17 protein-coding genes and 5 tRNA genes are annotated in these 20,333 nt (G+C 63.5%); 15 read left to right on the forward strand and 7 right to left on the reverse strand.

Annotated elements, in window-relative coordinates; translation table 11 throughout:
• Positions 1-3 precede the first annotated feature (3 nt).
• The 4 genes from CJU94_RS12625 to CJU94_RS12640 all read left to right on the forward strand — a co-directional run bounded on the left by CJU94_RS12625 (position 4) and on the right by CJU94_RS12640 (position 4,577).
• Entirely contained in the window at positions 4-1,041 is a 1,038-nt protein-coding gene (locus tag CJU94_RS12625) for a microcin C ABC transporter permease YejB (RefSeq protein ID WP_095418965.1), read from the forward strand.
• Complete coding sequence (locus tag CJU94_RS12630; RefSeq protein ID WP_095418966.1) at positions 1,041-2,147, forward strand: ABC transporter permease; 1,107 nt, start codon at positions 1,041-1,043, stop codon at positions 2,145-2,147. Before CJU94_RS12625 ends, CJU94_RS12630 begins: the two co-directional genes overlap by 1 nt.
• Entirely contained in the window at positions 2,144-3,775 is a 1,632-nt protein-coding gene (locus CJU94_RS12635) for an ABC transporter ATP-binding protein (RefSeq protein ID WP_095418967.1), read from the forward strand. Before CJU94_RS12630 ends, CJU94_RS12635 begins: the two co-directional genes overlap by 4 nt.
• A gap of 136 nt (positions 3,776-3,911) precedes the next feature.
• Positions 3,912-4,577, forward strand: coding sequence for a C40 family peptidase (locus tag CJU94_RS12640; protein ID WP_095418968.1), 666 nt, complete (start codon positions 3,912-3,914; stop codon positions 4,575-4,577).
• A gap of 157 nt (positions 4,578-4,734) precedes the next feature.
• On the opposite strand, the gene CJU94_RS12645 is transcribed toward CJU94_RS12640, so the two are convergent.
• Positions 4,735-5,826 (reverse strand): patatin-like phospholipase family protein, encoded by a 1,092-nt coding sequence (locus CJU94_RS12645; RefSeq protein ID WP_425272192.1) that lies wholly within the window; start codon positions 5,824-5,826, stop codon positions 4,735-4,737.
• Between the two features lie 267 nt (positions 5,827-6,093).
• On the opposite strand from CJU94_RS12645, the gene gltX reads away from it, so the two are divergent.
• The 7 genes from gltX (at position 6,094) to CJU94_RS12680 (ending at position 9,014) form a co-directional block, all read left to right on the forward strand.
• On the forward strand, positions 6,094-7,503 hold the full coding sequence (gene gltX, locus CJU94_RS12650) for a glutamate--tRNA ligase (RefSeq protein WP_095418969.1): 1,410 nt from the start codon (positions 6,094-6,096) through the stop codon (positions 7,501-7,503).
• 122 nt (positions 7,504-7,625) lie between these two features.
• Positions 7,626-7,701: transfer RNA gene (locus CJU94_RS12655), tRNA-Ala, on the forward strand.
• Positions 7,702-7,856: 155 nt separating this feature from the next.
• Positions 7,857-7,932, forward strand: a tRNA-Glu gene (locus CJU94_RS12660).
• Positions 7,933-8,035: 103 nt separating this feature from the next.
• A tRNA-Asp gene (locus CJU94_RS12665) sits at positions 8,036-8,112 on the forward strand.
• A gap of 61 nt (positions 8,113-8,173) precedes the next feature.
• Positions 8,174-8,249: transfer RNA gene (locus CJU94_RS12670), tRNA-Glu, on the forward strand.
• 81 nt (positions 8,250-8,330) lie between these two features.
• Positions 8,331-8,407, forward strand: a tRNA-Asp gene (locus CJU94_RS12675).
• Positions 8,408-8,549: 142 nt separating this feature from the next.
• A complete protein-coding gene (locus CJU94_RS12680) occupies positions 8,550-9,014 on the forward strand; it encodes a GNAT family N-acetyltransferase (RefSeq protein ID WP_095418970.1) in 465 nt (154 codons plus the stop codon).
• A 121-nt stretch (positions 9,015-9,135) separates the two neighbouring features.
• Here the strand turns inward: CJU94_RS12680 and CJU94_RS12685 are convergent, their stop codons facing one another.
• Positions 9,136-10,050 carry an AraC family transcriptional regulator gene (locus CJU94_RS12685; protein ID WP_095420329.1) on the reverse strand — a complete coding sequence of 305 codons (915 nt, stop codon included), beginning with the start codon at positions 10,048-10,050 and terminating at the stop codon, positions 9,136-9,138.
• Positions 10,051-10,221: 171 nt separating this feature from the next.
• Here CJU94_RS12685 and rraA point away from each other — a divergent pair, with 171 nt between their 5' ends.
• Together rraA and CJU94_RS12695 are read left to right on the forward strand one after the other, a co-directional pair.
• The gene (gene rraA / locus CJU94_RS12690; RefSeq protein ID WP_095418971.1) at positions 10,222-10,716 is read left to right on the forward strand and encodes a ribonuclease E activity regulator RraA; all 495 of its coding nucleotides are present in this window, start codon (positions 10,222-10,224) and stop codon (positions 10,714-10,716) included.
• Positions 10,717-10,799: 83 nt separating this feature from the next.
• Complete coding sequence (locus tag CJU94_RS12695; RefSeq protein ID WP_095418972.1) at positions 10,800-11,201, forward strand: gamma-glutamylcyclotransferase family protein; 402 nt, start codon at positions 10,800-10,802, stop codon at positions 11,199-11,201.
• A 233-nt stretch (positions 11,202-11,434) separates the two neighbouring features.
• Here CJU94_RS12695 and aceB read toward each other — a convergent pair whose 3' ends face one another.
• Both aceB and CJU94_RS12705 read right to left on the reverse strand, forming a co-directional pair.
• Positions 11,435-13,045: a malate synthase A gene (gene aceB / locus CJU94_RS12700; RefSeq protein ID WP_095418973.1), complete on the reverse strand. Its 1,611-nt coding sequence runs from the start codon at positions 13,043-13,045 to the stop codon at positions 11,435-11,437.
• Positions 13,046-13,126: 81 nt separating this feature from the next.
• On the reverse strand, positions 13,127-13,942 hold the full coding sequence (locus CJU94_RS12705) for a haloacid dehalogenase type II (protein ID WP_095418974.1): 816 nt from the start codon (positions 13,940-13,942) through the stop codon (positions 13,127-13,129).
• Positions 13,943-14,122: 180 nt separating this feature from the next.
• On the opposite strand from CJU94_RS12705, the gene CJU94_RS12710 reads away from it, so the two are divergent.
• Positions 14,123-15,025: a LysR family transcriptional regulator gene (locus CJU94_RS12710; protein WP_095418975.1), complete on the forward strand. Its 903-nt coding sequence runs from the start codon at positions 14,123-14,125 to the stop codon at positions 15,023-15,025.
• Positions 15,026-15,214: 189 nt separating this feature from the next.
• Positions 15,215-15,649: a universal stress protein gene (locus tag CJU94_RS12715; protein WP_091793288.1), complete on the forward strand. Its 435-nt coding sequence runs from the start codon at positions 15,215-15,217 to the stop codon at positions 15,647-15,649.
• 253 nt (positions 15,650-15,902) lie between these two features.
• Here CJU94_RS12715 and aceA read toward each other — a convergent pair whose 3' ends face one another.
• From aceA to CJU94_RS12730, 3 genes are all read right to left on the reverse strand, one after another.
• Complete coding sequence (gene aceA / locus CJU94_RS12720; RefSeq protein WP_095418976.1) at positions 15,903-17,207, reverse strand: isocitrate lyase; 1,305 nt, start codon at positions 17,205-17,207, stop codon at positions 15,903-15,905.
• A gap of 511 nt (positions 17,208-17,718) precedes the next feature.
• Positions 17,719-19,350 carry a DEAD/DEAH box helicase gene (locus tag CJU94_RS12725; protein ID WP_095418977.1) on the reverse strand — a complete coding sequence of 544 codons (1,632 nt, stop codon included), beginning with the start codon at positions 19,348-19,350 and terminating at the stop codon, positions 17,719-17,721.
• A gap of 456 nt (positions 19,351-19,806) precedes the next feature.
• Positions 19,807-20,076, reverse strand: coding sequence for an acyl-CoA-binding protein (locus tag CJU94_RS12730; RefSeq protein WP_095420330.1), 270 nt, complete (start codon positions 20,074-20,076; stop codon positions 19,807-19,809).
• Positions 20,077-20,333: the final 257 nt, after the last annotated feature.

Genomic DNA, 20,333 nt, shown 5'->3' on the forward strand with positions numbered 1-20,333 from the left:
GCCATGTGGAGCTACATCCTCAAACGTCTGTTGCTCATGATTCCGACCTTGCTCGGCGTGCTGACGCTGACCTTCGCCGTGATCCAGTTCGTCCCCGGCGGTCCGGTCGAGCAGATGCAGCACGAGTTGCGCAAAGGCGCGGAGACCGGCGCGCCGTTCGGCCTGCGCTCGCATAGCGGCGTCGACGCGCAGCAGATTGCGCAACTGAAAGCGCTGTACGGTTTCGACAAACCGCCGCTCGAACGCTACGGGCTGATGCTCAAGCGCTTCTCGACTTTCGATCTCGGCCAGAGTTACTTCCGCCATCAAAGCGTGTGGTCGCTGATCGTCTCCAAGCTGCCGGTGTCGATCAGCATTGGCTTGTGGACGTTCTTTCTGACCTATCTGATATCGGTGCCGCTCGGCATTGCCAAGGCGATCCGCAACGGCTCGCGTTTCGATGTCGCGACGAGCCTCGTGGTGCTGATCGGCTACGCGATTCCGGGCTTCGTGCTAGGCGTGCTGCTGCTCGTGCTGTTCGGCGGGGGCACGTTCCTGCAACTCTTTCCGCTGCGCAATCTCACGTCGGACAACTGGGCGCAATTGAGTGTCGCCGGCAAGGTGCTCGACTATCTGTGGCATATCGCGTTGCCGATCACGGCCTCGGTGGTGGGCAGTTTCGCGGTGGTCACCATGCTGACGAAGAACGCCTTTCTCGACGAGATCCGCAAACAGTACGTGCTGACCGCGCGCGCCAAAGGTCTGTCGGAAAAGCGCGTGCTGTGGAAGCACGTGTTCCGCAACGCGTTGTTGCCGCTGATCGTCGGTTTCCCGGCGGCGTTCATCGGTGCGTTCTTTACCGGCAGTCTGCTGATCGAGACGCTGTTTTCGCTCGACGGCCTTGGGCTGCTGTCGTACGAATCGGTGGTGCGGCGCGACTATCCGGTCGTGCTCGGCACGTTGTATCTGTTCACGCTGATCGGTCTTGCGACCAAGCTGATCTCCGATCTTTGCTATGTGTGGGTCGATCCCCGCATCCAATTCGAACAACTGGAGCGCTGATGAATCGAGCCCGTCTTTCCGCCGATGCGTCGGCGCGCGCCGAAACCGCGCGCGCGTTCGTCTCGCCTTCGCCCGCGCGCCGTGTGTGGCAGCGCTTTCGCCAGCAGCGTCTGGGCTACTGGAGCCTGATCGTGTTCGTCGTGGCGTTCGCGGCGAGCCTGGCGGGTCCGCTGTGGTCGAACGACAAGCCGCTCGTGGTGCGCTATGACGGCAACCTGTATTTCCCGATGTTCAAGACGTACGCAGAGACCACGTTCGGCGGCGATTTCCCGACACCGGCCGACTATCTCGATCCGTATGTCAAGCAGCGTTTCGACACGCCGGGCAATTTCGCGCTGTATCCGCCGAATCGCTATTACTACGATACGTTGAATTACTTTTCGAAGGCGCCGAACCCGGCGCCGCCGTCGCGCGACAACTGGCTCGGCACCGACGACCGCGGGCGCGACCTGTTCGCGCGTCTTCTGTACGGCTTTCGCGTCTCGGTGGAGTTCGGGTTGGTGCTCACGCTGATCGGTACGATTTTCGGCATTGCGGCGGGCGCCGTGCAGGGTTATTTCGGAGGACGTATCGATATCGTCGGGCAGCGCCTGATCGAAATCTGGAGCGCGATGCCCGAACTTTATTTGCTGATCATCTTTTCGTCGATCTTCGAGCCGGGCTTCATCCTGCTGATCGTGCTGCTCTCGCTGTTCGGCTGGATCGGCCTGTCCGACTACGTGCGCGCGGAGTTTCTGCGCAATCGCCATCAGGACTATGTGCGCGCGGCGCGCGCGATGGGGCTGTCGAACTGGCAGATCATGTGGCGGCATGTCCTTCCCAATAGCCTGACGCCGGTGATCACGTTTCTGCCGTTTCGCATGAGCGGGGCCATTCTCGCGCTGACTAGCCTCGACTTTCTGGGTCTGGGCGTGCCGTCGCCGACGCCGAGCCTCGGTGAGCTGCTCGCGCAAGGCAAGGCGAATCTCGACGCGTGGTGGATTTCGCTGTCTACCTTCGGCGTGCTGGTGGCGATGCTGCTGCTGCTGACCTTCATGGGCGATGCGCTGCGCAACGCGCTCGACACGCGCATCTCCGATGCCATGCGCGCCGGAGGCAATCAATGAGCGCCGGCCCGCAGAACAACGTATCCCAGACCGCGGCGCCGCTGCTCGAACTGGAGCATCTGCACGTGAGCTTCGGCGGCACCATCGCGGTGAGCGACGTCACGCTCGCGATCCAGCGCGGCGAACGGGTGGCGCTGGTCGGCGAATCGGGGTCGGGCAAGAGCGTGACCGCGCTGTCGATCCTGCGTCTGCTGAGCGACGCGCAGGTGAGCGGCTCGATCCATTTCGACGGCGAGGACCTGCTCGCCAAAAGCGAGCGCGAGATGCGCGGCATGCGCGGCTCCGATATCGCGATGATCTTCCAGGAGCCGATGACCGCGCTCAATCCGCTCTATACGGTCGGCGACCAGATCGCGGAAACCATCGTCGCGCATGACGGCGTGAGCGCGCACGAGGCGCGCAAGCGCGCGGTGGCGCTGCTGGGGCGTACCGGCATCGCCGAGCCGGGCAAGCGCGTGAACAGCTATCCGCATCAGCTTTCCGGCGGCCAGCGTCAGCGCGCGATGATCGCGATGGCGCTGGCGTGCCGTCCGCGTCTTCTGCTGGCCGACGAGCCGACCACGGCGCTCGATGTGACGATTCGCGCGCAGATTGTCGAATTGCTGCTCGAGTTGCAACGCGACGAAGCGGAAAAACGCGGCATGGCTGTGCTGCTCATCACGCACGATCTGAATCTGGTGCGCCACTTCGCGCAACGCATCGCGGTGATGGAGAAGGGTGTTCTGGTGGAAAGCGGGCCGGTCGAACAGGTGTTCGGGGCGCCGCAGCATCCGTACACGCAACGTCTGCTGGCGAGCCGCCCGCAACGCACGGTCGTGCCCGTGCTGCCGATCGCGCCGGTGCTGCTCGAAGCGCGCGAGATCTCGGTCGATTTCAAAACGAAGCTGCCGGGTTTCAGCGGCTGGTTTCGCGCGGGGCGGTTTCGCGCGGTCGCGGACGCGAATGTGTCGGTGCGCCAGGGCGAGACCCTCGGGATCGTCGGCGAATCGGGTTCGGGCAAATCGACGCTGGCGATGGCGTTGCTCGGTCTGCAACGCACCACGCATGGCGAGATCGAGTTTCAGGGCAGGCCGCTCGGCAGCTACCGCGGCGCCGAACAGACCGCCTTGCGCTCGAACATGCAGGTCGTCTTTCAGGACCCGTTCAGTTCGCTTTCGCCGCGCCAGACCATCGAGCGGATCGTCGGTGAAGGGCTCGCGCTGCACCGGCCGGACATGACGCCGCAAGCGCGGCGCGACAAGGTGATCGCCGTGCTGCGCGAAGTCGGCCTCGACCGCACGGTGCTGCAACGCTATCCGCACGAGTTCTCCGGCGGCCAGCGTCAGCGGATTGCGATTGCCCGCGCGCTGGTGCTGGAGCCACGCATCCTGATCCTCGACGAACCGACCAGCGCGCTCGACGTTTCCATCCAGCAGCAGGTGCTCAAACTGCTCGCCGGGTTGCAACAGAAGTACAACCTGGGCTTCGTATTCATCAGCCATGATCTGGCTGTGATCGGGGCGATGGCGCATCGGGTCGCGGTCATGCAAAACGGTTCGATCGTCGAAACCGGCGAGGTTGAGAAAATTTTTGCGACACCCGCGCACCCGTACACTCGAAAGCTACTGAAAGCAGCGCTTGATCATTGATTTTTCACCCTTTCACCAATTGAGTGCGTGTCTCGATTGAATTTTTCTATTTGTTTTGACACGTGAATACTTACTGGCTAGTATCGACCAAACTTTTTCCGTAGCTCTCTGATTTTTAGGCAAAAAATACCGACCAATGCAGCACAGAAACCTAACCCAGGCTTGCACGCGCGTCGTCGCCGGGATGTTCATTGGCGTCTTGATGGCAGCAGCTCCCGGCGCGTTCGCCGACGAAGTAAGCAGTTTCAATCAGAATGCCTTATATTCGACCCCCAACGGGTCGAATTCTTTGACCACTCCCAGTTCGCAAGCCACCGCGCCGGATAGCGAGAGCGGCGCCAAATCGTTCCTCTCCGGCATGGCCGGAAAAGCGGGCGACGTGGTCGTCGGCGCGCTGAACATGATCGGCGTGCGCTACCGCTGGGGCGGCAACACGCCGGATTCCGGGCTCGATTGCAGCGGCTTTGTGCGCTATGTGTTCCAGGACACGCTCGGTATGGCGTTGCCGCGCCGCGCCGAGGAAATGAGCCGTGTCGGCGAGAAGGTTCGCGTGAGCGACCTGAAGCCGGGCGATCTGGTGTTCTTCAACACCATGCGCCGCACGTTCTCGCACGTGGGCATTTACATCGGCGACAACAAGTTCGTGCATTCGCCTTCCACCGGCAGCACGATCCGTGTCGACGACATGGATAGCGGCTACTGGGAAAAGCGCTTCACGGGCGCCCGCCGGATCGAAACCTCCTATCAGGACGGCCAGGATCTGCGCAAGCGTGTGAACGCGGCGATCGGCGGCAATCAGTAACGGATTGCGCGGCCCGATTGGTGGACCGGTTTGTGGGCCGGTTTGTGGGCCATTCGGCGGCGGTTCCAGTGTAAAAAAGCCTGCTTCGAATGAAGCAGGCTTTTTGCATTTGAGCGGCGGCTGACAAAACCGCCGGGCGCCACGCTCCCAGGTCGGCTTACGCCGCGGCGCGGCTCGCCGCCAGCTTGCGTTGCAACTCCGGCATCATCTTCGCCACCGCCTCTTCGCCCGCCAGAATCGCGGCGTTGCGTTGGGAGAAATCGCTGCCGCTCATGGCGACGAGGTTCGGCCGGATCACGACGTCGGCGTATTTGTCGAGTTCATAGGCCTTGATGGTTTGGCCCATGATCGTGAAGGTCTGCATCAGCACGTCGAACGAGCTGGCCGTCAGGCCGCTTTCCGGGCGCTGAGAGATATCCACCGCGATCACGAAGTCCGCGCCCATCTTGCGCGCGAACGACGCCGGCACCGGGCTGACGAGGCCGCCGTCCACGTACTCGCGCCCGCCGATCTTCACCGGCTCGAAAATGGACGGCACGCTGCACGACGCGCGCACCGCGACGCCGGTGTTGCCGCGCTGAAACAGGATCGGCTGGCCGCTCTTCAGGTCGGTGGCGACCACGCCGAGCGGCTTGGCCATTTTCTCGATCGGGCGGTTGTTGAGCGTGGTGTTCAGATAGTTCTGCAGCGCGACGCCTTGCAGGAAGCCGCGGGTGCGAAACGGCATGGCCCAATCGCTGATCGATGCTTCGTCCATGGTCAAGGCGAGCTTGTTCAGCGCAAAGCCGTTCATGCCCGAGGCGTACAGCGCGCCGACCACCGAGCCGGCACTCGTGCCGGCCACCAGGTCGATCTGGATATTGCGCGCCTCGAGCCCCTTGATCACACCGATGTGCGCGAAGCCTCGCGCGGCGCCGCCGCCGAGCGCGAGCGCGACGCGCAGCGGCCGCTGCGGCTTGTCGAGCGGCGGCGTATTCGTGGCGGGCGTGAGGGGCGTGCCGGCGACGGGCGTGCTATCGGTTTTGCCGCCGGTCGTGGTGCAGGCGGCCAGTACCGCGGAGGCGGCGGCCAATGAAAAATTGCGGCGGGCAAGGCGGGGCGATGAGGGCTTCAACGAGTTCTCCAGCAACGGCGCGGGCCACGCGCCAGGCGTCACCCGGGCCGCGATCAGGCGGATAGTCAGACGGCAGGATCGCCGGCGGCGATTCCATGCGCTGTGGATCCAACTCCGGCCGCAGCGCGCGCACATCATAAATCAAAGCTCGGCGCCCGCGGCGGCGCGGTAATGAAACGTTGCAGAGTCAGTCCTCGGGTCCCGCAAGGCGCGGCACGCGGGGCGCATCGGCCGTTCGGACGAGGGCAGGCAACCCGCGTGCGGAAGGTATAATTCGCCTCTCGCATTTATTTCCTTCGTGTCCATGCGCGGCGCCTGTGCGCCGCATGGGTGCGCTCCGCTGCCGCGCTTCACGGGCGATATCCGCCCGGGCGCCGGCGCCCGTCCTCCGAGTAACCGCTAATGACCACCTCCGTTCGTACCCGTTTCGCACCGAGTCCCACCGGCTTCATCCACCTCGGCAACATTCGCTCCGCGCTTTACCCGTGGGCGTTCGCGCGCAAGATGAAAGGGACCTTCGTGCTGCGGATCGAGGACACCGACGTCGAGCGTTCCACCACCGAATCCGTCGACGCCATTCTGGAAGGCATGGCGTGGCTCGGCCTCGATTTCGACGAAGGTCCGTTCTACCAGATGCAGCGCATGGACCGTTACCGCGAAGTGCTCAAGCAGATGCAGGACGCGGGCCTGGTGTACCCGTGCTACATGTCGACGCAAGAACTCGACGCACTGCGCGAGCGTCAGCGCGAAGCCGGCGAAAAGCCGCGCTATGACGGCACCTGGCGTCCGGAGCCGGGCAAGGTCCTGCCTGAGCCGCCGGCGGGCGTGCAGCCGGTTCTGCGCTTCCGTAACCCGCTCAACGGTGTGGTGGCATGGGACGACGCGGTGAAGGGCCGCATCGAGATCTCGAACGAAGAGCTCGACGACCTCGTGATCGCGCGCCCGGACGGCACGCCGACCTACAACTTCTGCGTGGTGGTCGACGACCTGGACATGCGCATCACACACGTGATTCGCGGCGACGATCACGTCAACAACACGCCGCGGCAGATCAACATTCTGCGCGCGCTCGGCGGCGAGCCGCCGGTCTATGCGCACTTGCCGACCGTGCTGAACGAGCAGGGCGAGAAGATGAGCAAGCGCCACGGCGCGATGAGCGTGATGGGTTATCGCGACGCCGGTTACCTGCCCGAGGCGGTGGTCAACTATCTGGCGCGTCTGGGCTGGTCGCATGGCGACGCGGAAATCTTCTCGCGGGAACAGTTCGTCGAGTGGTTCGATCTGGAGCATCTGGGCAAGTCACCCGCCCAATACGACCACGACAAGCTGAACTGGCTGAATGCGCACTACATCAAGGAAGCCGACAACGCGCGCCTCGCGGAGTTGGCGAAGCCGTTCTTCGCCGAGTTGGGTATCGACGAAGCCGCGCTCGCTCAGGGTGCCGATCTGACAGCCGTGGTGGGTTTGCTGAAGGATCGCGCATCGACGGTGAAGGAGATCGCCGGGAACGCCGCGATGTTCTATCGCACGCCGGCGCCTGATGCCGAGTCCCTCGCGCAACACGTGACCGACGTGGTGCGCCCGGCGCTCGCCGATCTGGCCGCTGCGCTGAAGACCGTGGAGTGGACCAAGGAAGCAATCGCCGCCGCGTTGAAGGCGACGCTCGGCGCCCATAAGCTGAAGATGCCGCAGTTGGCCATGCCGGTGCGTCTACTGGTGGCGGGCACCACGCATACGCCGTCCATCGACAGCGTTCTGATGCTGTTCGGGCGTGATGTCGTCGTGGGTCGTATCGAAAAAGCGCTGTCCTGAGCGCGTTCGCCCATGCCTTGAGCGGGTTTGCATGTGACTTGTGAAAAAAGTCGCATGCAATTGCTCAAAGGGTATTTACAAAGCGCAAATTGGCCTCTAGAATCTCGTTTCTGTTCTGCAAGGGGGGTATAGCTCAGCTGGGAGAGCGCTTGCATGGCATGCAAGAGGTCAGCGGTTCGATCCCGCTTACCTCCACCATCAGAGCAGAGTGAAGTTGTTCCGAAGTCTGGAACTTGTAGCAAAAAAGACTTCACAAACAGTTGTAACGTAGTTAGAATATCGGTCTTTGCTGCTGACGAAACGGAAGTTGGCGGGAGTTAGCAGCAAGATAAAGACAGATCTGAAAAGATTATGTCCCCTTCGTCTAGAGGCCTAGGACATCACCCTTTCACGGTGAGTACAGGGGTTCGAATCCCCTAGGGGACGCCAAACATCAGCGTCGCTTTAGTGTTCCGAGTTCAACTCGGTGGGCAGTAAAGCAGTGCAGCTTGCAGAGAAATAACCGACGCTCGCAAGCGAGGGTGTAAAGACTGGAGTGGTAGTTCAGTCGGTTAGAATACCGGCCTGTCACGCCGGGGGTCGCGGGTTCGAGTCCCGTCCACTCCGCCAGACAAAGCCCGTTCATCCAAACTTGAACGGGCTTTTTCATTAAAGGTGTAAGCAGTACGTTGTCCCCTTCGTCTAGAGGCCTAGGACATCACCCTTTCACGGTGAGTACAGGGGTTCGAATCCCCTAGGGGACGCCAGCATATCGGCGTCGTTCGGTTGGAAGTTTGAACGGTGCAGCGGTCAATGAGCCAGTCTCATCAACCGCCATGCGAAAATCTGGAGCGGTAGTTCAGTTGGTTAGAATACCGGCCTGTCACGCCGGGGGTCGCGGGTTCGAGTCCCGTCCGCTCCGCCAGATTTGAGAAAGCCCACTTCGAAAGAAGTGGGCTTTTTTTATTCCGCTATCCATTGCGCCTGGGTATGCTCGGGACAAACAGCCATTGCCAGCGGGCGTGGCCTGTTTTACCGTTGATCCGACTCATCTCCGTCGCTCCGCCATGTTCGATCCCACCGAAGCTCCGTTGGCGTTTCACCTGCGCAAAGCCAGCATGGACGATTTCGAGTTCGCCGAGGCGCTGACTCGCAACAACATGGGCGGTTACTATCGTCGCCACCATCTCGTCTGGCGTGGCGATCTGTTTCTCGGCAGCTGGCGCGAGTCGGAGAATTTCATTCTCGAGGTGGACGGCACGCCGATCGGCGTGCTGCGCATCACGCAAGAGGGCGATTCGCTGCATATCCGCGACGTGCAGATTGCCGAAGGCCATCGCCGGCTCGGCGCCGGCACGTATCTGCTCGATGTCTCGCATCAATGGGCCCGCGAGCGTGGGCTGCGCGAGTTGCAGTTGCGGGTATTCGTCGACAATCCCGCCGCACGGCTCTATCAGCGCAAAGGCTACAAGCTGACCGGCCCACGTCTTGCGCAGCTCGGCGCAATCCGTCATCTGGCACGACGGGTTTAGTTGCGGCTTAGTTGCGGCTTAGTTGCCGCTTAGTTGCCGCTCAGTTGTCTATTGGTTGCCGCGGCTGAGGCGTCGGATCCCCGGCGGCGCGTTTGGCAGATCGGGTTCGATACGCGGGTCTTTACCCGCTCAGTCTGCGTTCAGTATCGCTCGATGCATCGGCGCGGTCCTGCGCCGCGGTCTCGCTATCCGTCCCCGTGTCGCCATGCTCGCCATCTCCCACGCGATGTTCCGAGCCACGCTCGATGAACGCGCGTGGACTTTCGCCGAACGCACGGCGAAACATCGCGGAGAAGGCGCTCTGACTCTGATAGCCCAGTTCCAGCGCGACATGCGAGAGCGGCCGCCCCTGGCTCAACAGCGGAATCGCGCGCGCCAGAATCGCCTGCTGGCGCCATTGCGAAAAACTCACCCCCAGCTCCTGGCGAAACAGCCGCGCAATGGTGCGCGTGCTCGCGCCCACGCTGGACGCCCATTGTTCGAGCGACTCGCCATGCGTCGGATCCGCGATCACCGCTTCGCACAGCGCGCGCAGGCGCTTTTCGTTGGGCATTGGCACCGACAGCGGCAGCGGTTCCGAGCGGGTCAATTCGTCGAGTGCGAGCGCGCCGAGCAACTGCTCGCGCGTGGCCGAGATGCCCGGCGTGTCGAGCGCGGCGATCACTTCGCGCAGCAGATCCGAGACTTCGACCACGCGCGGTGTATCGAGCCCGGCCGGCACCGTGCTCTCGGAGATATAGAGCGTGCGCAGGAATGCGTCTTCGACGGCGACGACTTCGTGCGTCACATGCGGCGGCACCCAGATTGCGCGCGATGGCGGCACCATCCACGTGGTGCCGGTCGTCGCGACCCGCAGCACGCCGCGCGACGCATAGGCCACCTGCGCCCACGCATGCGTGTGACGGGCGATGCGCCAGCCCGAGGGCATCTGCCGCGAGCGCACGCGGATGGGATGCGTTTCGGTCGGCTGGAACTCGGGCGGAATGTCGGCAAAGCGTACGAAGCTCGACAGCTCCGTGTCGACGGACGAAGTCATGGTGAAGATCGATCCCGATAACGGAACGCGAAAAGCGCGGACCCAGAAGTGATGCGAAGGCGCCGCCATGCGAAACCCGCTACGGCAAACCGCCGCGGGTTTCTCATTGTAGGTGTTGCGTGGCAGCCGGCGTTGCATAATGTCCCGATGCCCACATCCGAGGAGAACTCCATGAGCTTTGCCACCACGGACTTGTGCGACGCGCACGAGGACCAACTGGCGCTCGGCACGTTGCGCGTGCTCGAGCCGGTCTTTCACCTGTTTAGCCGCGCCGAGTGTTTCAGCGGTGAAGCGGTGACGCTGAAGGTATTCGAGGACAACGCGCTCGTGCGCGCCACGCTCGAAGAGCAGGGCGCGGGCCGCGTGCTGGTGGTCGACGGCGGCGGCAGCCTGCGTTGCGCACTGGTGGGCGGCAACCTCGCGCAGATCGCGCAACAGAACGGCTGGGCGGGCATCGTCCTGAACGGCTGTGTGCGCGATACGCTGGAGCTCAATGAAGTCGACGTCGGCATCGCGGCTTTGGCCACCTGCCCGCGGCGCGGCCAGAAGCTCGGCACCGGCGAGCGTGGCGTGGCGGTGCAATTGCCCGGCGCGCTGGTGCGTCCCGGGGAATGGATTTACGCGGATATCGACGGCGTGCTCGTGGCGAGCGCGGCGCTGAATTGAACTGAACCTCAGCCAGGGCTCGGGCTCGAACTCGAACAGAATCACGAGTCACCCGAGCCCCTATTCAAGGAGAGCAAACGACGATGCAGACCGTCTTTGTATACGGCACATTGCGCGCCGGTGAAGTGAACGACATCAGCCAGGCGGCCGCGCGCAACGAGATTGCCGCGCCCAATCTGCTCGGCACCGCCACGGTCCGCGGCCATCTGTTCGATTTCGGCCTGTACCCGGGCCTCGTGGTCGACGAAGCCGGTGTCGACGTGATCGGCGACGTCTATGAAATCGACGACCAGCTGGTCGCGGTGCTCGACGAAATCGAGGCGGTCTACCCGGGCGTCGAGGATCGTTTTCTCGCGCGCGAAGTGATGGTGAAAGTTGATGGCAATGTGGTGAACTGCCGCTTCTATCCCGTTGCGCCGAATGCGGTGAAGGGCTTGCCCGAAATCAGATCGGGCGACTGGGTCGAGTACCGCAGCACGCGCTGACCCACGTGCAAACCGAAGCGCAAACCACGCGCGTCACGCGCGCATAAAAAAACGGCCCGGCAAGCCTGCGCCTGTCGGGCCGCCGGTCGGTCAGCCTTGCGACTCAAGCCGCCTTCGCGCTCTGTATGAGACGCGAAGGCGGGCTTGCTACTGCGTCGTCCTTCACTCATGCACTGCTCACGCACTGCTCATGCACCTGATGTCACTCAGGTGCATGAGGCTCGATGGCGGCCTCAGATTTCCTCGTACAGCGGCAACGTCAGGAAGTCGGTGAACTGCTCCGACGTCGACATTTCCTCGAAGATCTGCGCTGCGCGCTCATACGGCTTCGTATCGCCGCCCACGGCCTGCTTCACCTTGTCGAGTTCCTGCGCCGACAACTCGCGCACCAGCTCGGCCGTCACCTTGCGGCCGTCGTCGAGCTTGCCCTTCGGCGAGCGGATCCATTGCCATACCTGCGAGCGCGAGATTTCCGCGGTGGCGGCGTCTTCCATCAGGTTGTGAATCGGCACGCAGCCGTTGCCGGTGAGCCACGCGCCCAGGTAGTGAATGCCGACGTTGATGTTGTTGCGCAGGCCGGCCTCGGTGATCGGCGTTTCCGGGCGGAAGTCCATCAGGTCGGTCGCCGTGACAAGCACGTCGTCGCGTTGCTTGCCGATCTGGTTCGGCTTGTCGCCGAGCACCTTGACGAACTCTTCCATCGCGATGGGCACGAGGCCCGGATGCGCGACCCAGCCGCCGTCGTAGCCGTCGCCGGCATCGCGCGCCTTGTCCGAGCGCACGCCGGCCATCGCCTTGTCGTTCGCGGCCGGATCGTTCTTGATCGGAATCAGCGCGCTCATGCCGCCGATCGCCGGCGCATTGCGGCGATGGCAGGTCTTCAGCAGCAGCAGCGCGTAGGCCCGCATGAACGGCGCGGTCATCGTGATCTGCGAGCGGTCGGCCAGACAGAAGTCACGGTCGGCCTTGAACTTCTTGATCGCGGAGAAGATGTAATCCCACCGGCCGGCGTTCAGGCCCGAGCTGTGTTCGCGCAGCTCGTACAGGATCTCGTCCATTTCGAAGGCGGCGACGATCGTTTCGATCAGCACGGTCGCGCGAATCGTGCCGCGGGGCACGCCGACCGCTTCCTGCGCGGCGACGAAAATGTCGTTCCACAGACGCGCTTCGAGATGGCTCTCCATCTTCGGCAGATAGAAGTACGGGCCCGAGCCGCGCGCGACCAGTTCCTTCGCGTTATGCACCATGAAGAGCGCGAAGTCGAAGACGCCGCCCGACACGCGCTTGCCGTCCACCTTCACGTGCTTCTCGTCCAGATGCCAGCCGCGCGGACGCACGATCAGCGTGGCGACCTTGTCGTTCAGCGTGTACGACTTGCCGTTCTGTTCCAGCGAAATCGTGCGGCGCACTGCGTCCTTCAGATTGATATGGCCGGTGATCTGGTTATCCCAGCTCGGCGCATTCGAATCTTCGAAATCGGTCATGTACGAATCCGCGCCCGAATTCAGCGCGTTGATGATCATCTTGCGCTCGACCGGGCCGGTGATTTCCACGCGGCGGCATTGCAGATCCTGCGGCAGCGGCGCGATGGTCCAGTCGCCTTCCCGCACGCTTTTCGTTTCGGCAAGAAAGTCGGGACGCTCGCCGGCGTCGAGGCGCTTCGTGCGCTCCGCGCGTGCCTGCAACAACTGCTGACGGCGCGGCTCGAAACTGCGGTGCAGCGCGGCGACGAGTTCGAGCGCTTCGCGCGTGAGAATCGCTTCATAGCCCGGCTTGATCTCAGCCGTGATTTCCATGCCTTGCGGCAGTTGCAACGATGAATGCGATGACTGCGGGTTCGCCATGTTTTCTCCTTGGTCGGTCAGATTGCAAATACAAATGTTGAAAATGCGATTGATGTGCGTCGCGCCTTCCAGAGGGAGCCGTCACGCGCCAGGGCTGTGGCGTGTGCGGCTGCCGCCGGCGCCGCTGGTGCGGCCGGGCGACGCGGGGGTCTTCAGAAAAGCGAGCAGATCGGTCATGCCTGCGCCCGCGCCATGCGGCGTGACGCCGAGTTCTTCGGCTGGTGCGTTTTGCCGGTTGAGCCAGAAAGTCGTGAAGCCGAACCACGTCGCGCCCGCCACGTCCCACCCGTTCGACGACACGAAGACGAGCTCGCGCGGCGCCGCACCGAAGGCGTATGTGCCGAGCGCATAAGCCGCGGGCGAGGGCTTGTAGGCGCGCACGGCGTCGACGGATAGCACGTGGTCGAACAGGCCCGTCATGCCGGCGCTTTTTACGGCGATGTCGAGCATTTGCGGATTGCCGTTCGAGAGAATTGCGAGACGCGGGCGCAAGGCCGATTCGCCGCCCGCGGACGGCGCGGAGCTTAACGGCTCGTCGCGCAACTGGCGCAGCGCGGGCACGGCGTCGGGGAAAGCGGACAGGCACGCATATTCGTCCATCAGACGTTTTTCGGCGGTGCGGCCGAGCGTGAGCTGAAGTTTTTTCGCGGCGAAGCGCAATGCGTCGAGCGTGATGTCCCAGAACGGCCGGTAGTGCGCACCGGGGTTGCCCGCCGGACCGGCGAGCGTGCGCAACTGCGTGTATTCGATCTGTTTTTGCCGCCACAACTGCGAGAGCGCATGGCCGTGGCCTGGGAACATCTGCTCCGCGGCAGCAATCACCGAATGCACGTCGAAGAGCGTGCCGTACGCGTCGAAAATCACTGCTTTGGGGGAGAGTGTCGTTGTGGCCGACATTGCCGTGCGCTCCTATCAGAGGTCAGGACGAATTGTATTAGTGATGCTCTGCGCTAAAAAAGAGGCTAAACATCACTTGATCTTTTACTTTCATGCACCTAATCTGACGCGCACCGACCACCTTCTGCGCGTCGCGTCTCAAGGAAAATGCCTTGATGGGACGGCGCGGCCCCCTCGCTTATGGACCGTTTCAAGCAGATCGAGACTTTCGTGACCGTCGCAGCCAAAGGCAGCCTGTCTGCCGCGGCTTCGGCGGAAGGCGTCGCGCCGGCCATCATCGGCCGGCGCATCGACGCGCTCGAAGAGCGCCTCGGCGTCAAATTGCTGGTGCGCACCACGCGCAAGCTCACGCTGACCTTCGAAGGCTCGGCCTTTCTGGAAGACTGCCAGCGCATCATTCACGAGATGCAGAACGCGGAGGCCAGCGTGTCGGCCGGCGGCGTCAAGGCAAGCGGCCATCTGCGGCTCTCCGCGCCGGCTGGCTTCGGACGCCGGCACGTCGCGCCGCTGGTCCCGGCGTTCACCGTCGCCCATCCGGACGTGTCGATCACGCTCGACCTGTCCGACCGGCTCGTCGATCTGGTCAACGAGGGTTTCGATTGCGCCGTGCGTCTGGGCGAACTGCCGGATTCGTCGCTGGTGTCGCTCAAGCTCGGCGAGAACCGCCGGGTCTGCGTGGCGTCGCCGTCCTACCTGAGCCGGCGCGGCGCGCCGCACAGCCTCGCCGACCTCGCGCATCACAACTGTCTCGCGCTCGGCGCGAGCGCCAACCAGCAGCGCGGCTGGATGTTCCAGCAGGACGGCAAGGTGGTCTCGATCAAGGTGTCCGGCACGATGGAATGCTCGGACGGCGCCGTGCTGCACGAGTGGTGCCTCGACGGCTACGGTCTCGCGTGGCGCTCGTGGTGGGAGGTCGGCACGGACATCGCGGCCGGGCGGCTCGTCAGCGTGCTCGACGAATTCGCCGCGCCGCCCATCGGCATTCATGCGGTGTTTCCTCAGCGCCGCCATTTGCCGCTGCGGGTAAGACTGTTTCTGGACTTTCTCAAACATACGTATGGGGATCCCGGCTACTGGGGCTGACGCAGGACACCGCCGCGCGCGTTGCCGGGCGAGCGTGGCGCCGCGAACAGGGGGTTTCCGATATGCGGACAGACCCCTGGCGGATTCATGCGCTCAATTCCGCGACCTACAATCGATTGAAGCGGCTTTTACGCCGAGCCTCGTTGTACGCTGACGCCGCGCTGCGCGAAGCCGGCGACGGAGGGCATCATGTTCAGGCACATCCTGGTTCCGACTGACGGTTCAGACCTGTCACGCAAGGCAATAGACGGCGCCATCGATCTTGCCCAGGCCGTCAACGCGCGCGTGACCGCCTACGCATGTCTGCCGCAATACCCTTACTCGCCGTTCTCCGACGTGGTGGTCGAACCGCCCTCCGAATTCCTGCAGCGCAGCGAGCGCGAAGCGCGTGTGCATCTGCGTGAAGTGGAAATGGCGGCGCGCCGTGTCGGCGTGACGGTCGACAGCCGGACCAGCGTGCACCCCGCGCCGTATCTGGGCATCATCGAAGCGGCGGAGCAGGGCGGCTGCGACGTGATCTTCATGGCGTCGCATGGGCGCCGCGGCTTGGGCAGTCTGCTGATCGGCAGCGAAACGCAGCGGGTGCTCACGCATACGAAGATTCCGGTGATCGTGTATCGCTGAAATCGGGAGCGCAAAAAAGCGCGCCGGCGGTGAGGCCGGCGCGCGCTGTGTTCGACGCACAATGCGTTGCGCTGGCTTTGTCCCATGCAAGCGGGTTGCTGCTGCCGTCTCTCCCAGATTCCAGCCGTCGGCGCTGATCGATTCACACGCCGACGGCCGCGCTCCTCCCTGTGACGCGGCTCTCTGACGGGAGCCGCCTGGCGTCCCTCTGCCTGCCGCGTTCCCGCCAGCAGCCAGCAGATGGCGCGGTCGATTACGCGACCTTCTTGTCGAAGAACTGTTCGTCTTCCGTCGAGCCGTGCAGCGCGGTCGTCGATGCTTCGCGTTCGACCGTTTGCGTCACGGCATCGAAGTAGCCGGTGCCGACTTCGCGCTGGTGCTTGACCGCGGTGAAGCCCTTTTCGGCCGCAGCGAATTCAGCCTGCTGCATTTCGACGAAGGCGGTCATCTGGTTGCGGGCATAACCGTGCGCGAGGTTGAACATCGAGTAGTTCAGCGCGTGGAAGCCGGCCAGCGTGATGAACTGGAACTTGTAGCCCATCGCGCCGAGTTCGCGCTGGAACTTGGCGATCGTGGCGTCGTCGAGGTTCTTCTTCCAGTTGAACGACGGCGAGCAGTTGTACGACAGCAGTTGATCCGGGTATTCCTTGTGGATCGCGTCGGCGAATTTCTTCGCGAACTCGAGGTCCGGCTTGCCGGTTTCGCACCAGATCATGTCGGCGTACGGCGCGTAGGCGAGGCCACGCGAGATCGCCTGCTCGAGACCCGGCTTCGTGCGGTAGAAACCTTCCACGGTGCGCTCGCCGGTCAGGAACGGCTTGTCGTTTTCGTCGATGTCCGACGTGATCAGGTCGGCGGCTTCCGCGTCGGTGCGAGCCAGCAGCACGGTCGGCACGCCCGAGACGTCCGCAGCCAGACGCGCGGCGGTGAGCTTGGCGATGTTTTCGCGGGTCGGCACGAGCACCTTGCCGCCCATGTGGCCGCACTTCTTCACCGAAGCGAGCTGGTCTTCGAAGTGCACGCCGGCGGCGCCCGCTTCGATCATCGCCTTCATCAGTTCGAACGCGTTCAGCACGCCGCCGAAACCGGCTTCCGCGTCCGCCACGATCGGTGCGAAATAGTCGATGTAGCCTTCGTCGCCCGGATTCTTGCCTTCCGACCACTGGATCTGGTCGGCGCGCGTCAGCGTGTTGTTGATGCGCTTCACGACGAGCGGCACCGAGTTCGCCGGATACAGCGACTGGTCCGGGTACATTTCACCGGCGACGTTCGCATCGCCCGCGACTTGCCAGCCCGACAGATAGATCGCCTTCAGGCCGGCCTTGACCTGTTGCATGGCCTGGTTGCCAGTCAGCGCGCCGAGCGAATTGACGAACGGCTCGTTGTTCACGCTTTCCCACAGCTTTTGCGCACCGCGCTTGGCGAGCGTGTGCTCGACTTGCACCGAGCCGCGCAGGCGGATCACGTCTTCCGCCGTGTAGCTGCGCTTCACGCCTTTCCAGCGCGGATCCGTTTCCCATTGCTGTTGAAGTTGCTTGGCCTGTTCTTGACGGGACATGATTTGCTCCTTGGTTGCCTGCAATGGATGAGTGACTCTGTCGACCGGCGTTGGCGCCTTGGCGCGTCCTCTGGTCCATAAAAGAAACTTGCGGTCTTCGTCGAAGCGGCCGGCCCGGTGAGGTGTTTCGTTTCGTGAAGTCTTATATAAGAGTCTAGGCAAATCGAGGGTCGCGCAATAGTCGTCCGATGGTGTTTTTGGAATATTTATTGTTATTTATAATCAGCGACTTATTGACATAATTTCACATTGAGAAAGGACTTTTCCCATCTTGCAATAGGCCGTCTTGTGCCTTGCAGCACGATTTTTTACGAGGCAAAAAAATTTTCCACATCGTGAAATTTGGGACGTGCCGAACGATGGACGAAAAAAAACCGGCGCATGAGCACCGGTTTTTTCGACTGATGAATGGCGCGAGGCCATTCGGGTCGTTTGAAGCTGACTGCACAGTACTGATACGGGCGCTGCAAACGGCCCGTGAGCCCTGAAGCAGCGCGTGCCCGCTCAGTGCTTAGCTGCCGCGACGCGCCGTACGCGGGCCGTCGCTGCGGCGTGCGCCGTAGCCGCCGTCGCGCGAGCCGCCGTAGCCTTCACGCGAACCGCCGCCGAAGCCGCCTTCACGCGAGCCGCCGCCAGCCGACTTGCCGGCCCAGCCGCCGCCAGTGCCGCTGCTGGTGCGCGAACCGCCGCCGTTACCGGCCGGCTTGCCCGCACCGCTGCCAAAGCGCCGGCCACCGCCATTGCCACCGCCCGGACGGCCGCGGCCGCCAAAGCCAGGACGGCCGTTACCCGACGGAGCCGACTTGCGCGGCTCGAAGCCTTCGACCACATTGACCGGCAGCGGGGTGCGCACGAAGCGCTCGATGCGCTTCAACGCGCCCTGTTCAGCGTGATGCACGAGGCTCACCGCGATACCCGAGCGGCCGGCACGGCCGGTACGGCCAATGCGGTGCACGTAGTCTTCGGCGAACTTCGGCAGGTCGTAGTTGAACACGTGCGTGATGCCCGGAATGTCGATACCGCGAGCGGCGACGTCCGTGGCCACCAGCACGCGCACACGGCGCTCGCGCAGGGCGCGGATCGTGCGGTTACGCGCGCCTTGCGGCAGGTCGCCGTGCAGGGCGGCCGATTCGAAACCGGCGTCGGCCAGACGGCCGGCCAGCTGGTCGGCGTCCATCTTGGTTGCCGTGAAAACGATAGCCTGGTCGAGGCCCTCGTCACGCAGCAGATGGTCGAGCAGACGGTCCTTGTGATCGCGGTCGTCGACGTAATGGACGGTTTGCGCGATGTTGGTACGTTGTTCCAGACGCTGAACGATCTCGATACGCTCCGGATCCTTCAGCAGACGGCCGGTCAGCGAGCTGATCTTGCCGTCGAGCGTGGCCGAGAACAGCATGGTTTGACGTGAAGCCGGCGTAGCGGCGACGATCGTTTCGATGTCTTCGATGAAGCCCATGTCGAGCATGCGGTCGGCTTCGTCGAGCACGAGGATCTGCAGTTGCGACAGATCGATGCGGCCGCGTTCCAGGTGGTCGATCAGACGGCCCGGGGTGGCAACCAGGATTTCCGGGTTCTTCGCGAGCAGCATCAATTGCTGGCCATACGCGACGCCGCCCAGAATGCTGACGGTGCGCAGACGCTTGAGGTGCTTGCCGTACGTGGCCGCGGCGGTGGTGACCTGCATGGCGAGTTCGCGGGTCGGCGTCAGAACCAGCATGGTCGGACGGGCAACCGGTTGCGGACGACGCGTGCGGGCGCCGTCAGCCGGACGCGGTTCGCGCGGCTGGCTGGCTTGTGCCTTTTGCAGTTGTGAGAAACGCTCGATGGCGGGCAGCATGAACGCAGCGGTCTTGCCCGAACCGGTCGGGCTCGAGACCATCAGATCGCGGCCGGCGATGCCGGCGGGGATTGCGCGTTGCTGAACCGGAGTCGGGTTTTGATAACCAGCGGCGGTCAGCGCGGAGACGACGTCCGGCGAGAGACCGAGCGACGCGAACGACGGGCCGCTCGGCGCTGCGGCTTGCGCGGCGACGGCTTCCGGGGCGGCAGCAACGGCTGCGGCTTGGGCGGGTGCGTCGGCGAGACCGAGGGCTTGGTCGGCGATGGCGTTCAACGGGCTGCTGGGGGTATTGCTCGAAGTCATGAGAATCCTTGGTAAATCCTTGGTACACACGGAATTAAAACGTCGGCGCCAATCGGCATACCCAAGTCGTCGGATTCAGCGAGCAAAGAAGCAGCGAGCAAATCGAAAAACGGGGGCAGCTCGCGACAATGAAGGCGAGCTTTTCGTTAGAAGCTGTATCGGATGCGACATGCCAACACGGCGTGCCGCCAGCCTGGGACATGATCGCCCGTAGGGGGCTAGGCAGGAGGGGACAGGTTCTAAACTGGATTGGAGCTAAACGCTACGAGGCGCTGCGCCGCAAAGGCCGCTAAAGGAAAGCCGGGCAAAGCAGTGAAGCGCAGGCAGCATTGTATAGGGTTTTGCTGCACCGCGCCACTGTTGGGAATTTTCCTGGCAGAAAAGTTGCTGTGGCGGCCGGCCGGGGCGGCCCGCCAAACATCGTTTTGACCGCCCGTCGGGCGGCCCGGAGCCCGCTCAGGCCGACGCGCCGCTCTTCAGCGACTCGACCAGCTCGACGTACTGCTGTTTCGCAGCGTCCTGCCCGGTGCCTTTGAGCGCGGCCCACGCGTCGTACTTGTATTTGCCGACGATGTCGGTGAAGCCCGGCTTGTCGCCGTGCACGTCGCCTTCGCTCGCCTGTTTGAAGAGGGCGTACAGACGCAGCAGGGTCAGGTTGCCCGGGCGCTCCGGCAGTTGTTTCACGTCTTCCTGAGCCTGGGTGAACTGGGTGTCGATGTCGGTCATTGTCATGTTGCCCGCCGGGCGGGATTGGGATGAAGGTCGGCTGACGATCATAACAATTGCACGCCGCCGCGGGGCCGAGGGCTTATTCCAAACAGCGGCCGTGGGCCGTGGTGCGGCGCCGGGCTCCTCGTGCGGCCCCGCCTATACAGGGCGTGAAGGCGAATTATCCGGGTGCGAACGCGGCGAGCCGTGGGCGCAGGCGGGACCGGCCAGGCCACGGGCCTGACCGGCCAAGGCCACAAGCGGAGCCGGCCAAC

Source organism: Paraburkholderia aromaticivorans, from assembly GCF_002278075.1.
Lineage (GTDB): Bacteria > Pseudomonadota > Gammaproteobacteria > Burkholderiales > Burkholderiaceae > Paraburkholderia > Paraburkholderia aromaticivorans.

Coding starts and splice junctions, on each gene's coding strand:
- CJU94_RS12625 (WP_095418965.1), top strand. CDS start 4: ATGTGGAGCTACATCCTCAAACGTCTGTTGCTCATGATTCCGACCTTG.
- CJU94_RS12630 (WP_095418966.1), top strand. CDS start 1,041: ATGAATCGAGCCCGTCTTTCCGCCGATGCGTCGGCGCGCGCCGAAACC.
- CJU94_RS12635 (WP_095418967.1), top strand. CDS start 2,144: ATGAGCGCCGGCCCGCAGAACAACGTATCCCAGACCGCGGCGCCGCTG.
- CJU94_RS12640 (WP_095418968.1), top strand. CDS start 3,912: ATGCAGCACAGAAACCTAACCCAGGCTTGCACGCGCGTCGTCGCCGGG.
- CJU94_RS12645 (WP_425272192.1), bottom strand. CDS start 5,826: ATGTGCGCGCGCTGCGGCCGGAGTTGGATCCACAGCGCATGGAATCGC.
- gltX (WP_095418969.1), top strand. CDS start 6,094: ATGACCACCTCCGTTCGTACCCGTTTCGCACCGAGTCCCACCGGCTTC.
- CJU94_RS12680 (WP_095418970.1), top strand. CDS start 8,550: ATGTTCGATCCCACCGAAGCTCCGTTGGCGTTTCACCTGCGCAAAGCC.
- CJU94_RS12685 (WP_095420329.1), bottom strand. CDS start 10,050: ATGACTTCGTCCGTCGACACGGAGCTGTCGAGCTTCGTACGCTTTGCC.
- rraA (WP_095418971.1), top strand. CDS start 10,222: ATGAGCTTTGCCACCACGGACTTGTGCGACGCGCACGAGGACCAACTG.
- CJU94_RS12695 (WP_095418972.1), top strand. CDS start 10,800: ATGCAGACCGTCTTTGTATACGGCACATTGCGCGCCGGTGAAGTGAAC.
- aceB (WP_095418973.1), bottom strand. CDS start 13,045: ATGGCGAACCCGCAGTCATCGCATTCATCGTTGCAACTGCCGCAAGGC.
- CJU94_RS12705 (WP_095418974.1), bottom strand. CDS start 13,942: ATGTCGGCCACAACGACACTCTCCCCCAAAGCAGTGATTTTCGACGCG.
- CJU94_RS12710 (WP_095418975.1), top strand. CDS start 14,123: ATGGACCGTTTCAAGCAGATCGAGACTTTCGTGACCGTCGCAGCCAAA.
- CJU94_RS12715 (WP_091793288.1), top strand. CDS start 15,215: ATGTTCAGGCACATCCTGGTTCCGACTGACGGTTCAGACCTGTCACGC.
- aceA (WP_095418976.1), bottom strand. CDS start 17,207: ATGTCCCGTCAAGAACAGGCCAAGCAACTTCAACAGCAATGGGAAACG.
- CJU94_RS12725 (WP_095418977.1), bottom strand. CDS start 19,350: ATGACTTCGAGCAATACCCCCAGCAGCCCGTTGAACGCCATCGCCGAC.
- CJU94_RS12730 (WP_095420330.1), bottom strand. CDS start 20,076: ATGACCGACATCGACACCCAGTTCACCCAGGCTCAGGAAGACGTGAAA.